Source organism: Mesorhizobium silamurunense, from assembly GCF_014843825.1.
GTDB classification, from domain to species: Bacteria; Pseudomonadota; Alphaproteobacteria; order Rhizobiales; family Rhizobiaceae; genus Mesorhizobium; species Mesorhizobium silamurunense.
This window is the reverse complement of record NZ_JHQR01000141.1, coordinates 1-13,526: the sequence shown is the minus strand read 5'-3', so window position 1 is coordinate 13,526 and position 13,526 is coordinate 1. Positions and strand designations below refer to the sequence as shown.

The window sequence follows — 13,526 nt, the reverse complement described above, 5'->3', positions numbered from 1 at the left end:
GCTTCGACTGGGTCCAATCACCCAGTAGTCCGGCCGAATCCATTTCCGTCTCGGGTCGCTGTGCGTGTGCATCCGCCCGTCTCCAGATTCTCAAGGCCCCGCAGTGGGAAAGCCGTACGCCCCGCACTCTGAAGGCGCTTGAATCTGAAGGCGCTCTTCGAGCGCCGGAACAATCGGGCGCATCGTTTTAAGCGACGCTTTCCGTTGAGGCGGCGCGTGGACTGAAGCAACGAATTGGTAGCCGCGCCCGGGGATGTTGATGATGAACCGATTTCCATCCCGTCCGTCGCGTAAAATGCGGCGCAATGCGGAGATGTGGACGGTGAGATTGGAGGGCACGACAAAGACATCGGGCCAAACGCGGGCCATCAGTTCCTGCTTGCTGACTAGCTCGCCTGGGCGTTCAAGCAAGGCGATCAGGATGCCCAGCGCGCGACTTCCGAGTGGCACCGGTTTGTCGCCCTCCAACAGAAGAAACTGCCTCGGGAACAGACGAAACGGTCCGAATGCGATTTCGCTTCTCACGCTAGGTTGGGGCCTGGGATCAAACTGCGTGAGCGCTGTCGGCCTGGACGAGGGCAAGCGGTCAAAGATCATAGTCAATCCTGATGCGCTCATGGTGACCTCGCTTGCGTTAGGGACACATTTTGTGCCTCAGCATCTACTCCGACGCCGCGAGAAGTGCCCGTTATAGGATGTGATGCTTTGTTAGTTCCTGCGAGGCGCACTGTGTGCTGATCAAAAGTTGGAGGAAAAGAGCCAGCTGGGCAAACGGGCAACGACTGCGTCGAGTCGGCCCAACTGCGCGCGGTCAGATCAAGCTGATCGTCACGCCGATGTTGCCGCGTGTTGCTTTCGAGTACGCGCAGATCTGATGCGCTTCGTTCACCAGAGCCTGGGCGACCGTTCGATCAACGCCGGGCAAGCTAATGCTGAGCCGAGCACTGATGAAGTAACTGTCGTTCTCCAGTTTTAGGTCTACTTCAGCGTCGATAGCGGAAAAGGCCGGCAAGGCAATTTTCTGTTTGCGGGCCACTTGCACGATTGCTGTTTGAAAGCAGGCCGACCAAGCCACCGCAAATAATTGCTCCGGATTGGTGCCGATGCGAGCCGATCCGGGGGCCGCAAGCCTTATGTCGAGTTGCCCATCGGAGCTGCGTGCGATGCCATTCTCTCGTCCCTGAGAGGTCCGGGTCTTGGCCGTATATAGCAGCTTTCCCGTGGTGCGCATCTTGCAATCCTGGAATTCTCGTTTCACGAGCGCGATGGCGCTGAGGGCCACACTGCGCATGCCAGTCAAGTCGCAGCGAAATCGATCACCTGGAGAAGCCACAGCCTCACGCGGGGAGGCTACGGCTCGTGCCCGTCCGCCGATACTTCCGGTGCGCCCATAGTTGCCGTAGCGTTCACCATCTTGCGCTCTCCTTTGGCTCCGTCTTGCGGACGCCTTGTTAGCGGCTCGTCGCGTTCATGGTGGTATTTTGGTCCACCAAACTCTTTCCGCCTAGAGCTACGCCTGCCGTGCGGGGGCCGCCCGTTATGGCTTGTGAGGAGGTGTTAGAAGCTGTCAGCAGCTCGATATTCCCGGACAATTGGGTAGCTCGGTAGCCGAGAGCGAAACCCTCGACTTGCGTGCACTCTTGTGGGAGGGACGCAGGGCAAGATTTCGGCTAAAATTGTTGTCGGCGAGACAGTTCAGAGGAAGGCATGGCGGCTGTGGAGGACCACACCAAAGTCGGTATTTCGTTTGGTGCCTTTACCCTATTTGCAGGTGAGAGGCTGCTCACCAGAGAAGGCGTTCCCGTCAAGTTGGGCGCGCGCGCTCTCGATATCTTGGTCGCCCTGACTTCGGCGCCGAACGAAGTCTGCAGCAAAGAAGAGCTGATGTCGCGGGTATGGCCCGGAGTTACCGTTGAAGAAGGTAGTGTGCGCTTTCATATAGCCAGTCTCCGAAAAGCGCTGGGAGACGGAAAGGATGGTGCGCGATTCATTGCGACCCTGCCGGGGAGGGGCTACTGCTTTGTCGCCGCGGTTTCGCAAGCCGGTAGTCGACGCAATGACGAGAAGATCGCCGCCTCTAACTTTCCGCACGCCAATATCCCCACCCGCTTGAGCCGAATGCTCGGACGCGATGAGGATGTGCTCAAGTTATCGTTTAGCCTCACCGCCTCGCGCCTCGTCACCGTCGTAGGACCTGGTGGCGTCGGCAAGACGACTGTCGCGGTGGCCGTCGCACACCATTTGATGTCCGCTTTCGCTGGTTCCGTTCTCTTCGTCGATCTTGGAGTCGTTACGGATCCTAAACTTGTGCCAACAGCTGTGGCCTCAATATTAGGGTTGTCGGTTCATTCCGACGACGCGATACCGAGTTTGGTGGCCTACCTGCGTGACAAGCGCATCCTTCTGGTTCTCGATACATGCGAGCACCTCATAGAAGCAGTTGCCACGCTGGCGGTAAGCATCGTGGAAGCCGGACTCCAAGTGCATATCATCGCGACAAGCCGAGAGGCGCTTCGAGTTGAAGGCGAGCACGTCTATCGGCTGGATGCCCTTGCATGCCCCCCGATAGGCGGGGGCTAACTGCCGCAACCGTGCGGAAATTTCCGGCAACGCAACTGTTCATGGAACGGGCTGTCGCAAGCGGCGCGCCTCTGATTGTGAGTGATCTCGAAGCGCCAATAGTCGCTGATATCTGCCGAAAGTTGGACGGCGTGGCGCTTGCGATCGAGCTTGCGGCCAGACGCGTTGAGTCTTACGGCCTGAAGCAGACCGCTGCATTGCTCGACGAACGCCTGACGTTGCTATGGCAGGGGTCGCGTAACGCTGCACCGCGTCACAAGACCCTGCACGCCGCTCTCGACTGGAGCTACGGGCTTCTCTCCGAACCCGAACGCTTGGTCCTTCGCCGCCTCGCGATATTCATGGGATATTTCACCCTCGATGCGGCGCTGGAGGTTGTGACAAGCACAACCCTGGACCGCCCGGCTGTTTTCGAAGCGATTGATAGCCTCGTCGCAAAGTCGATGGTGGCGACCCATCCTCTCGGCGCGATGGTGCGCTACCGGCTGTTGGATACCACCCGCGCATACGCGCTCGACATCGACATTGACGACGCCGAGGCAACCGCCTTGTCGGTACGACACGCGACTTACTACCGCCGATGGCTCGAACAGACCGGGATCGAATGGCCGACGCTGGCGGCTGGAGCCGAACGCCCGCCTCACTTTGCCGCGCTGAACAACGCCCGTGCGGCATTAGAATGGTCCTTCGGAAAAGGCGGCGACTTGGCCATCGGTGTCGGATTGGCCACTGCCGTCGCGCCCGTCTTCTTGTCAATGTCACTGCTTCCCGAATGCCATCGCTGGTCAGAACGCGCTATCGCTTGTCTCGCTCCTTCGGCCCGTGGCGGACAGCAGGAGATGAGACTTCAGGCGGCCCTTGGGGCCTCACTGATGTTCATGCGCGGCGGGCGCGATGCTGCGCGCGAAGCCTTGGAGAGAGGCTTGGCGATCGCTGAAAACAATGGCGATACGCTTGATCAAATACGCCTGTTGGCCCCACTTCATCTGTTTCACAGACGCAGAGGGAACTTCACTCGTGCTCTCGACTACGCGACGCGTTGTTCTGCGGCCGCGGCGACTGTCAGCGACCCCGTCGCGATGGCATTAGCCCATTCTAATTTAGGGCTCGCGCTTCATCTCGACGGCAGACTTGTCGACGCCCGCAACGAACTCGAGGCGACCCTGGCGGGCGACTATCTTCCCGAGCAAACCACGACGGTCTACCTTGGCGTTGAAGGCAGAATCCTGGCCACCGCCGTTCTCGCCAGAAATCTTTGGCTGCAGGGTTATGCCGCTCTGGCGACTGAATGCGCGCGCGAGGCGGTGGAAGAGGCCCGCAATATAGACCACTCATTATCGCTGGCAATCGCCTTGGTGTGGGCGGCGACGGTGTTCCTTTGGGCAGGCGATCTGCAGAGCGCCGAAGCAGATTTAGACGAGCTTATTGCTCTATCCGAAGCCCATTCCATGGCACCTTATGTCTTGGTTGGAAAAGGCTTCCGAGGCGAATTGGCCATTCGTCGGGGGGACGCGAATGCGGGCATAGAAGCCTTGCAGAGCTCTCGTCAAAAGCTGCACGCGCTCCCTTACGAGCTGGTCACCACCGAGCTTAGCCTTTCGCTTGCGAAGGGATTTTCCGTGTCGCACCGCCTCGATGAAGGCCTCAGAACGATTAACGAGACAATCGAACTGATCGAATCGAACGGCGACTTTTTGTTCATGCCGGAGGCGTTGCGAACGAAAGGTGTGATCCTTTTATCGATGCCCCGGGACTCGAACGAGGGGGCCGAATCCTGCTTCGAACAGTCGCTGGAATGGAGTCGTCGTCAGGGTGCATTGTCTTGGGAATTGCGGACAACGACGGAACTGGCGAAGCTCGCCCTCTCTCGCGGACAATTGAAAAAGGCGCGCGCTCTGTTGCTGCCGATCTTTGAGCAGTTTACCGAAGGTTTTGATACGGCCGATCTGAAAGCTGCTGAACAGCTGTTGAGCGCGATCGCCTAACTGCGGATAGCGACGCACCTTTCCGTCAGCTCTTCGACGTTGTCACGCTCATACCTGGCCGTCGCAACGCGCGCGTGTGGTGAGCGGCTCGCCGCCTGCGTCCCCCAGCACCAACACGATCCCACCGGCGTCGTGTATGCCGCGTGACAAGTGGGTTTGGCAGTGCTGCATCGGAGCTCACGGCGAAGAATGTAACAGAGCTACGGGGCGCGACCGCACAGCAAGCGCCCCAGCCGGTCCACCATCCCACATGCCATCCTGGTGATCTCTCCCGCGCCTACGTCAAGCCGAATGCCCGTCAATCATCCGACTGGGCGATATCTCGGCTGTAAGAATTCCAAATGTGGCAGCTGGCAAAGATTCGCATCTCTTAGCGCCTCTTAACTCGCTTCGACGACAGCAGCAGAGCACTTTGGCCGTGTCACAGCGAAGCAGCCGTCGATCTCGGCGGCAATCCTGGATGGTTGGCACAGGAGGGTCCCATGTCTGCGCGCTTGCTATCACCAACACGGCGGGAAGTCTTGATCACCGCGGCTGCCATAGGAGCCATCAGCATGCTTTCGTCAAAATCCAAAGCGGCTGCAGAGGCCGCCTCAATCCATCCCTTCCAGTTCAGGGCTTCCGATGACGATCTCGCCGATCTGAAGCGGCGTGTCGCGGCGACGCGCTGGCCAGACAGGGAGACGGTGCCGGACCAGTCGCAGGGCGTGCAGCTCGACATCGCGCGCCAGATCCAGGCGCACTGGGCCAATCACGATTGGCGCAAGGTCGAGGCCAGGATGATGGCGTATCCGCACTTCATCACCGAGATCGATGGGCTCGACATCCACTTCATTCACGTGAAGTCGAAGCACAAAAACGCGCTGCCGATGATCGTGACCCATGGCTGGCCGGGCTCGGTTATCGAGCAGTTGAAGATCATCGAACCGCTCACCGACCCGACCGCGCATGGCGGCACCGAGGCGGATGCATTCGATCTCGTGATTCCGTCATTGCCCGGCTACGGATTCTCCGGCAAGCCAACAGCGCCAGGATGGGAGCCGGTCCGCATCGCCAAGGGGTGGGCAACCCTTATGGAACGCCTCGGCTACAACAAATATGTGGCGCAGGGCGGCGACTGGGGCAATGCGGTTACCGAGAACATGGCGCTACAGGAGCCGCCGGGACTGCTTGGCATCCACACCAACATGGCGGCGACGCTTCCACGCGAAATCTCGAAGGCGCTTGGGGCCGGCACGCCGCCGGCAGGGCTCGGTCCTGACGAGAAGCGCGCTTTCGACCAACTCATCTATTTCAACCAGCATGGGCTCGGCTATGCCATCGAGATGAACCAACGTCCGCAGACGCTCTACGGCATTGTCGACTCGCCCGTCGGCCTCGCCGCCTGGATGCTGGACCACGACGCCGACAGTCACGCCCTGATCGCCCGCTCCTTTACCGGGAAGCCCGAGGGCATCACGCCGGACGACTTTCTCGACAACGTCACCTTCTACTGGCTGACGAACACGGCGATCTCGTCGGGACGGCTCTACTGGGACAATGCGCGGGTCGCGAAAGGCGGTTTCTTCGACGCGCGTGGCATTAGGATCCCGGTCGCGGTGAGCGCTTTCGCCAACGAGATCTACCAGGCGCCGGAGAGCTGGGCCAAGACAGCCTATCCAAAGCTTCTCCATTACGGCCGCTTCCCCGTTGGCTGCCATTTCGCCGCCTGGGAGCAGCCCGAAATCTTCGTCGAAGAGATGCGTGCGTCGTTCAAGACGCTGCGCGCGTCCTGAGGATTGCGACGGGAAAATCGTCTCCATTCTGAGCACCGCCTCGGCGGCACTCAGATGGTTGGCGTAACGGACAATACGATCCCGCGCCCCGGCGCGCGGGCCATTCAATCAGACGAGTGACCAACCATGCTGGAAGTGATCAGCCATCAACGTCGCCACCTTTTGCGTGTTGCAGCCATGGCTGTCGCTGCCACCGAGCTTCTTGCGGCGAGCGGGGCGCGATCAGGATCAAGCGGGACCTCTGCAGCAAATGCTGCGAGCGGTTCGCAGGCGAGCAATTCGCTCAAGGTCAAACAGGTCGACGCCGGCGACTTGAATATCGGCTACGCGGAGTTTGGCCCTGCCGAGGGTCCGCCGGTCCTCCTCCTTCATGGATGGCCCTATGACATCCACGCGTTTGCCGAGGTCGCGCCGCGGCTTGTGTCCGCGGGCTATCGCGTCATTGTACCGTATTTGCGCGGGTACGGCACAACGCGACTTCTGTCCGGCAATGCGCCTCGCAACGGGCAGCAGGCGGCACTTGCCGTCGACGCCGTCAATCTGATGGACGCACTGAAGATTCGGGCGGCGATCATCGCCGGATTCGATTGGGGTGCGCGCACCGCCAACGTCGTCGCCGCGCTTTGGCCGGAGCGTTGCAAGGCGCTGGTCTCGGTGAGCGGCTATCTGATCGGCAGCCAGGCGGCCAACCGGATGCCGCTGCCGCCGGCCGCCGAGTTGCAGTGGTGGTACCAGTACTATTTTGCGACCGAGCGCGGCCGCGCCGGCTATGACAAATACCGGCGCGACTTTTCCAAGCTGATCTGGCAGATCGCCTCGCCGAAGTGGCGCTTCGACGATGCCACCTTCGAACGGAGCGCTGCAGCCTTTGAGAATCCCGACCACGTTGACATCGTAATCCACAATTACCGCTGGCGACTCGGTTTGGCTGAGGGGGAAGCGAAATACGACGATCTGGAGAAGCGGCTCGCTCAGGCGCCTACGATCGACGTGCCTGCCATTACGCTCGAAGGTGATGCGAACGGTGCTCCGCATCCGGAGCCTTCCGCCTACGCGAAGAAATTCACCGGCCGATGCGAGCATCGCACCATCCCCGGCGGCATCGGACACAATCTTCCGCAGGAAGCACCGCTGGCGTTCGCCCAGGCCGTCATCGACGTTGACCATTTCTCATGAAGCAACAAAGGAGCCCGACATGAAAACGCTCATTGCTGGATTGGCCCTGGCTGGTATGGCGTTCGCAACAATGGCGTCGGCGCAATCGGACAAGCCGACCATCGTCCTTGTGCATGGCGCCTTCGCCGACGCATCGAGCTGGAACGGCGTCGTACCAATTCTTGAAAAAAATGGCTACCCGGTGGTCGCTGTCGCCAATCCTCTGCGCAGCGTAAAGGCAGATGGCGATTATGTCCGCTCCCTTCTCAATACAATCAAGACGCCAATCGTGCTGGTCGGCCATTCTTATGGCGGCATGGTGATCAGCCAGGCCGCCGACGGGGAGGCGAATGTCAAGGCGCTGGTCTATGTCGCCGGTTTTGCACCGGAAGCAGGCGAAAGCGCCGGCGCGCTCGACACCAAGTTTCCAGGAGCCTTGCTTGGACCCGATACCCTGGCGCAGCCTGTGCCTCTCCTCGCTGGCGGCAACGACCTCTATGTCCGGCAGGACAAGTTCCACGAAGCGTTCGCGCCGGATCTGCCCGAGGATGCGGCGAGACTGGCAGCGGCAACGCAGCGACCGATCACCGACGTCGCTTTCGGCGAACCGGCGACCACCTCCGCCTGGAAGACCATTCCGTCGTGGTTCATTTACGGTGACGGCGATACTGCCATCCCGCCGCAGGCTCAGGCCTTTATGGCCGAGCGGGCGCACGCTAAGGGCGTCGTGGTCGTGAAGGGCGCGTCGCACGTCGTCATGATCTCGCATCCCGATGCTGTGGCAAAAGTCATCGAGGACGCGGCGACCGCGGCTCCTTAGATCCTTGCGGCAATGTGGTCGCGTCATCGGCAATGCCGCGTCGCCTCAAATTTCACATCGGCGTTCGGCATCCTGGATGCCGTCCATGTCACTCCCTTTGGTTGCAATGGCTGGCAGTTCATGCCACCGGCCGACGATAAACGACCAGCTTGGCGGTCAGGATCTGGAGAACATCGCCACGCTGGTTGAGCGTTTTGCTGACGATGGTGACGATGCCGCGCTCTGGGCGCGAGCGCGATGGAGCGACATCCATCACTTCGCTTTCGACGTGGAGAATGTCACTTGGGCGCGTCGGGTTCGGCCAGATGATCTCGCCACCGGCGCCAATGATGCCGTTGGCGAGCGGCAGGCCTGACTCCACGTTCAACCGCATGGTGATCGCGGCGGTATGCCAGCCGCTGGCCGCGAGTCCGCCGAACAGCGTCCCTTCCGCCGCCCGCGCGTCGAGATGGAAGATCTGGGGATCGAACGCCCTCGCGAAAGCCTTGATCTGCTCCTCGTCAAGCGCATGCGAACCGCTGACGAAGGTTTGACCGCGCTTGAGATCGTCTAGATACAACTGCGTCATATCACGCCCTTTCCTAACATCGGCGCTGTCATTCCAAAGCGGCCACGTCGTGGACCTAAGATGGGGCCCCGAACTCTATTTCCAGACTTGTGAATGATCGAAAGCGGTTAGGCGTGCGATCCCGTTAGCAGATTGTCAAGACACGACCCACAATTAGTCGGCAAGTCCACGCCTTGTCCTTCTGGCCGTAGTGGCCGAAGCAGTTGTCGGCGTGCCGCGACCTATTTGAAAAAACTTGACGGGGGTGGCATCTGGCCAGGATGGCGGAACTTCTTATCCGCCGACTTCGCGAATATTGTCAGCCATCTGTCCTGAAAATCGTCTTCGTCTTCCGCGTCAATCGTGAGTGAGCCATGGGCGATACTCACAACGTGCAACCCCCGCCCCATCGCAAGATCGAAATCCCGGTCTCTGGGACTCACGGCGAACGGTGTTTCGTAGCTGGGGGAGTTCATCCCCCAGAATGACACTTCCCTCCAACGGAATGTCGAGCCGTTGGGTGCAGTTGAGAACATCAGGGTTGCCGAGAACGTATAAGTCGGAGACTCTTCCTGGCGGTATCGCTCTATCTGAGATCGCAACTTGAGCATCGAAAATGCGATGATGTCCCATTGTTTGTTCGGGGGTGGAGCCCCGGAGAGTTGGCTGAGATTGATAGGCTCAGGCTCCGCATAGGACAGGTGCGCGGGGCCAAGCTAGACGGCAAGCTTTTCCCGCTTTACGGATTCCGACGAGGCTTCAATTTCGCTGAACAGCCGACCTATCATCTTCTTGAGGTCAGCCATGGCTTCCATTGCTTGCGCCTGTCGGGCGAGACGGGTGACCTCTTCGGCGCGTTTCTTCGCTTCCTCCGCAGCCTCCGCTTGGGACACGAGATTCCCGACGGCAGCCAATGCAAGGTTGCTCGCGCGCTGAGGCTTGTCAGCAACTTCAGTTATCACGGTAGCGCACCTTTCCAACGTGGGGCGAGACCCTGGGCTTTTCCTGAGCATGGTATTGACCAGCCCGTTCAAGCGAAGTGGCATCCCGTTCAAGTCCGGCGGCGCTGCATGAAGGTGCGCATGGCGCAGCTTGTCATTATCGCCGCGAAAAGATGGTTCCCCGTTCAGAAGCGTGTGCAAAATGCAGCCCAAGGCATAAATGTCTGTCGCCCGCGTCGGCGGCTCCAAAAGCCATTGCTCAGGCGCGGCGTTTCTCACAGGGATCCGAAAGTTGCTACGCTTGTAGCGTCGCGGGGGTCGTGCTACAGTCGTAGCATGATATACGCCACAGACCGAGTCTTCCCCGCTGCCAAAGTCTGCGAAGCAGCAGGGTGCAAGGACGTGACGTTTCGGGCATGGCGCCGCCGCAACGGTTTGTTCCCTGAGTTGTGGGGCGGCAGGACCGTCAATCATTTTTCGATCCTTGACGTCTGCGTGGTGCGGCTGGTGGTCATTCTGACGCGCCACGGTTTAGGGGCCGACGACGCAGTAGCGTTCGTTCAAGGCAAGGATCTGGTGTTCGGTCTCGAGCTTTATCTCGGTAGAATGCTCGATGAGGACGATCGTGGCGACGAGATCGTCGGGTTCAGCTTTAGCGAGGAGACCCCGCCTGACACGAAGATATTGTTGATGGAAGGGGAGGGTACTGTCGTCGCCGCAAGGGATGCTGGGCCTACGCGCATAACTTACTTTCATGCAGGCTCCGGTCAGGCCACGCTTAGCGATACTATGAAGAACAACAAGGGCGTGGCTACGTTCTTGAACGTTCGCGCTATTGTTGACCATGTGCTTGACAAGCTCGGCATCGCCGCGCCGGTGGAAGGATAAGCGGATTATGGCCGGTACTCCCGTCTCCTTCAAAATCGCTGATGTTGCACGCGCCATCAAAGGTGCGCGCAAAGGAAACATGGAGCCAGGCAGGGTCGAAATCGATCCGGTTACCGGCAGGATCGTCGTCATCGCCGCCGAAAAGGCGGGCGAGCCGGAAAATGCCGTCGACAAGTGGATGAAGAACCATGCGCGTTCGTCTTAAGGGACTGAACAGCCGCACCAAGACGCTCGCTAATGGCAGCGTTGTTACTTACTACTGGGCGTGGAAAGGTGGACCTCGGCTGCCGGGCAAACCGGGAGACGCGGAGTTCATGGCAGCATACAATGCTGCAATCGCTCGCAAGATATACCCTCGCCAGGGGGCGCTGCTTTCCGTCCTGAATGCCTTTCAACTCAGTTCGGACTGGGACGACCTAGCGCCTCGCACCCGGGCCGACTACGTCAAATTGATCAAGATCATCGAAAAGAAGTTCGGCGACTTTCCGTTGTCGGGCATGAGCGACCGCCGCACGCGCGGCCTCCTTATGGAATGGCGCGACGAGCGCGCGAAGAGGTCTCGCCGGCAGGCTGATTATGGCTGGCAGGTGCTGGCCCGAGTTCTCTCCTGGGCGCAGGGTCGCGGCCTTGTATCGGCCAATCCATGTGAGAAGGGCGGTCGCCTATATCGCGGTTCTCGTTCGGCGAATACGTGGAGTGCTGCTGACGAGGCTGCATTCTATGCCAGTGCGCCTACGCACCTTCACCTGGCGCTCATGCTCGCCTTGTGGACGGGCCAGCGTCAGGGTGACCTGTTGCGCCTGACCTGGCAGCAATATGACGGCAAGGTAATCCGCCTTCAGCAATCCAAGACGGGACGGCGCGTCGTGATACCGGTTGGTGCACCACTGAAGGCAATGCTCGAGGCGACGCGCGGCAAGGTGGGGCAGATATTGCTCAACAGCGACGGCGTGCCCTGGACGGCTGACGGTTTTCGCTCTTCATGGCGCAAGGCCTGCGCTTCCGCTGGCGTGACCGGTGTCACGTTCAACGACCTCCGTGGAACTGCAGTAACGCGGCTGGCACTCGTCCAGGCTTCTGTGCCCGAGATCGCAACAATAACCGGGCACAGTCTGCGCGACGTGCATGCAATTCTCGATTCAAACTACCTCAACCGCGACCCTGCGCTCGGGGAAAGCGCCATCCGCAAGCTCGAAACGGGAACCAAAATTCCCGACCGCGCGGCCGACTGACGCGAAATGTTCCAACAATGAAACGGAAAAATCGCTTTAAAATCAATTGGCTGGGGAACCTGGATTCGAACCAGGACTAACGGAGTCAGAGTCCGTGGGTCTACCGTTAACCTATTCCCCAGCAGGCGCGGTCGGTGTCGCGCGAAGCGGGCGGCTATGCGCCGCGAGCGCTGCCTTGTAGCCGCCGCCGGAAAATAGTCAACCCCGCGCGGCGTTTCAATCGCAGCTTTTGATCACTCCGGCTCGGCGCGAGGGGGAAAGGGGCTCAGCGGACGCCGCGGCTGTATTGCGAATGCTCGAAGAACACCACCACGCCGAGCCCGATGAGCAGCGGTATGATGAGATAGAACAAGCGGAAGACCAGAAGGGCGGCCAGCACTCCAACCGGGTCCATATGCGACAGTCCCGCCAGGAAGACGATCTCGAAAACGCCGAGGGCGCCCGGCGCATGCGAGAGCAATCCCACCGAGAAGGACACCATGAACACGCCGAGCACGACGAAATAACCGGGGTTGCCGGCCGCCGGCAGGGCAAAATAGATGATGGCGGCCGCCGCCAACAGTTCGACCGGGCCGATCAGCAATTGCCGCGCCACGATCGGCAGCGCCGGGTAATGCAGCTGGAAGCTGCCGATCTTGAGTGGCTTCAGATGCAGCCAGCTGCAGAACACATAGACCGCGACCAGGATCAGCATGGCGAGGCCGGCGGCCGTCGCCAGTTCGTGGTGCGGGGTCGTGGAGAAACGATCGACGATCTGCGGCTCCAGCACCAGCACCAGGCCCCCGACAAGCAGGCTGGAGAGCACGAAGGTGATCCAGCAGATCGCCACCAGAATGCCGACATCCTGACCGGTCAGCCCCCTGGTGCCGTAGGCGCGGTAGCGGATCACTGCGCCCGATAGCACCGAGCCCCCGATATTGTGCGACAGGGCATAGGTGGTGAAGGAGCAAAGGGTGACGAACAGCCATGATACCTTCTTGCCGATATGGAGCAGCGCGATGTGGTCGTAGCCGGCGAGCGAGGCATAGGCGACGACCGAACTCAGCGCCGCCAGCACCCAGGCGCGCGCGGGGATGGCGACGATACCGGCCCAGACGTCGTCGAGTGAAATGCCGCGCAGTTCGTGGATGAGCAGCCAGAGCGAGAACACCACGGCCGCTATGCCGATGACCGGCCAGAAATAGCGCCTCCAGTTCATGGCGTCGTCGTCATGCGATTAAGCTCATTGATTTGATGTTGCCCAGACCCTTTCAAACCCTCGTTTGAGACATGCCTGATTGAAGCCGGCTATTCAACCGGCAAGAGATTACCCCAGCGTGACGCCGCCAAAAATCGGGCCACGTACTCTTGGTGATTGCGGATCGCGCTGCTAGTCTGTCCTCAACTTGAACAAATCTAGGTGCCTGCTGCGTCCTTCCCGGTTCGCGCGGCGCCGAAAGGAATTGACGTGGAAGACCACGATACCGGCGCGGGCGCGTCGGCAGTGGGCATGTCCGGGGCATCGCCGACGGAATCGGCGGGCCCGTCCGCGGGGCGGTTCAGCCGCCGTGCGGGCGCGCATGCGAGACATGCCGACAATCAAGGCGAGAACCAGAAAGGCAAG

Annotated in this window: 13 protein-coding genes and 1 tRNA gene; 8 read left to right on the top strand and 6 right to left on the bottom strand. The window is 60.3% G+C overall.

What is annotated here, in order from left to right:
- Positions 1-90 precede the first annotated feature (90 nt).
- Together DH10_RS16325 and DH10_RS16320 are read right to left on the bottom strand one after the other, a co-directional pair.
- Complete coding sequence (locus tag DH10_RS16325) at positions 91-618, bottom strand: winged helix-turn-helix domain-containing protein (RefSeq protein WP_192384996.1); 528 nt, start codon at positions 616-618, stop codon at positions 91-93.
- A gap of 193 nt (positions 619-811) precedes the next feature.
- A complete protein-coding gene (locus tag DH10_RS16320; protein WP_192257085.1) occupies positions 812-1,231 on the bottom strand; it encodes an organic hydroperoxide resistance protein in 420 nt (139 codons plus the stop codon).
- Positions 1,232-1,707: 476 nt separating this feature from the next.
- On the opposite strand from DH10_RS16320, the gene DH10_RS38210 reads away from it, so the two are divergent.
- From DH10_RS38210 to DH10_RS16300, 5 genes are all read left to right on the top strand, one after another.
- Complete coding sequence (locus tag DH10_RS38210) at positions 1,708-2,580, top strand: ATP-binding protein (RefSeq protein WP_425515336.1); 873 nt, start codon at positions 1,708-1,710, stop codon at positions 2,578-2,580.
- 77 nt (positions 2,581-2,657) lie between these two features.
- Positions 2,658-4,565, top strand: coding sequence for an ATP-binding protein (locus DH10_RS16315; RefSeq protein WP_425515335.1), 1,908 nt, complete (start codon positions 2,658-2,660; stop codon positions 4,563-4,565).
- Between the two features lie 554 nt (positions 4,566-5,119).
- Positions 5,120-6,340: an epoxide hydrolase family protein gene (locus DH10_RS16310; RefSeq protein ID WP_376774930.1), complete on the top strand. Its 1,221-nt coding sequence runs from the start codon at positions 5,120-5,122 to the stop codon at positions 6,338-6,340.
- A 126-nt stretch (positions 6,341-6,466) separates the two neighbouring features.
- Entirely contained in the window at positions 6,467-7,516 is a 1,050-nt protein-coding gene (locus DH10_RS16305) for an alpha/beta fold hydrolase (protein WP_192257048.1), read from the top strand.
- A gap of 55 nt (positions 7,517-7,571) precedes the next feature.
- A complete protein-coding gene (locus DH10_RS16300; RefSeq protein WP_246811574.1) occupies positions 7,572-8,315 on the top strand; it encodes an alpha/beta fold hydrolase in 744 nt (247 codons plus the stop codon).
- A gap of 118 nt (positions 8,316-8,433) precedes the next feature.
- On the opposite strand, the gene DH10_RS16295 is transcribed toward DH10_RS16300, so the two are convergent.
- The gene (locus tag DH10_RS16295) at positions 8,434-8,883 is read right to left on the bottom strand and encodes a MaoC family dehydratase (RefSeq protein ID WP_192257045.1); all 450 of its coding nucleotides are present in this window, start codon (positions 8,881-8,883) and stop codon (positions 8,434-8,436) included.
- Between the two features lie 695 nt (positions 8,884-9,578).
- Complete coding sequence (locus DH10_RS16290) at positions 9,579-9,824, bottom strand: hypothetical protein (protein ID WP_192257043.1); 246 nt, start codon at positions 9,822-9,824, stop codon at positions 9,579-9,581.
- A gap of 381 nt (positions 9,825-10,205) precedes the next feature.
- Here DH10_RS16290 and DH10_RS16285 point away from each other — a divergent pair, with 381 nt between their 5' ends.
- Genes DH10_RS16285 through DH10_RS16275 form a run of 3 tightly spaced genes read left to right on the top strand, consistent with a single transcriptional unit; the run spans position 10,206 to position 11,923 of the window.
- A complete protein-coding gene (locus DH10_RS16285) occupies positions 10,206-10,691 on the top strand; it encodes a hypothetical protein (RefSeq protein WP_192384994.1) in 486 nt (161 codons plus the stop codon).
- A gap of 7 nt (positions 10,692-10,698) precedes the next feature.
- Complete coding sequence (locus tag DH10_RS16280) at positions 10,699-10,896, top strand: hypothetical protein (protein ID WP_192257039.1); 198 nt, start codon at positions 10,699-10,701, stop codon at positions 10,894-10,896.
- Positions 10,880-11,923, top strand: coding sequence for a tyrosine-type recombinase/integrase (locus tag DH10_RS16275; RefSeq protein ID WP_192257037.1), 1,044 nt, complete (start codon positions 10,880-10,882; stop codon positions 11,921-11,923). Before DH10_RS16280 ends, DH10_RS16275 begins: the two co-directional genes overlap by 17 nt.
- Before the next feature lie 47 nt (positions 11,924-11,970).
- Here the strand turns inward: DH10_RS16275 and DH10_RS16270 are convergent.
- A tRNA-Gln gene (locus DH10_RS16270) sits at positions 11,971-12,044 on the bottom strand.
- Between the two features lie 144 nt (positions 12,045-12,188).
- Positions 12,189-13,121, bottom strand: a complete 933-nt coding sequence (locus DH10_RS16265) for a lysylphosphatidylglycerol synthase transmembrane domain-containing protein (protein ID WP_192257035.1) — start codon at positions 13,119-13,121, stop codon at positions 12,189-12,191.
- Between the last annotated feature and the right edge of the window lie 405 nt (positions 13,122-13,526).

Coding starts and splice junctions, on each gene's coding strand:
- DH10_RS16325 (WP_192384996.1), bottom strand. CDS start 618: ATGAGCGCATCAGGATTGACTATGATCTTTGACCGCTTGCCCTCGTCC.
- DH10_RS16320 (WP_192257085.1), bottom strand. CDS start 1,231: ATGCGCACCACGGGAAAGCTGCTATATACGGCCAAGACCCGGACCTCT.
- DH10_RS38210 (WP_425515336.1), top strand. CDS start 1,708: ATGGCGGCTGTGGAGGACCACACCAAAGTCGGTATTTCGTTTGGTGCC.
- DH10_RS16310 (WP_376774930.1), top strand. CDS start 5,120: ATGCTTTCGTCAAAATCCAAAGCGGCTGCAGAGGCCGCCTCAATCCAT.
- DH10_RS16305 (WP_192257048.1), top strand. CDS start 6,467: ATGCTGGAAGTGATCAGCCATCAACGTCGCCACCTTTTGCGTGTTGCA.
- DH10_RS16300 (WP_246811574.1), top strand. CDS start 7,572: ATGGCGTTCGCAACAATGGCGTCGGCGCAATCGGACAAGCCGACCATC.
- DH10_RS16295 (WP_192257045.1), bottom strand. CDS start 8,883: ATGACGCAGTTGTATCTAGACGATCTCAAGCGCGGTCAAACCTTCGTC.
- DH10_RS16280 (WP_192257039.1), top strand. CDS start 10,699: ATGGCCGGTACTCCCGTCTCCTTCAAAATCGCTGATGTTGCACGCGCC.
- DH10_RS16275 (WP_192257037.1), top strand. CDS start 10,880: ATGCGCGTTCGTCTTAAGGGACTGAACAGCCGCACCAAGACGCTCGCT.
- DH10_RS16265 (WP_192257035.1), bottom strand. CDS start 13,121: ATGAACTGGAGGCGCTATTTCTGGCCGGTCATCGGCATAGCGGCCGTG.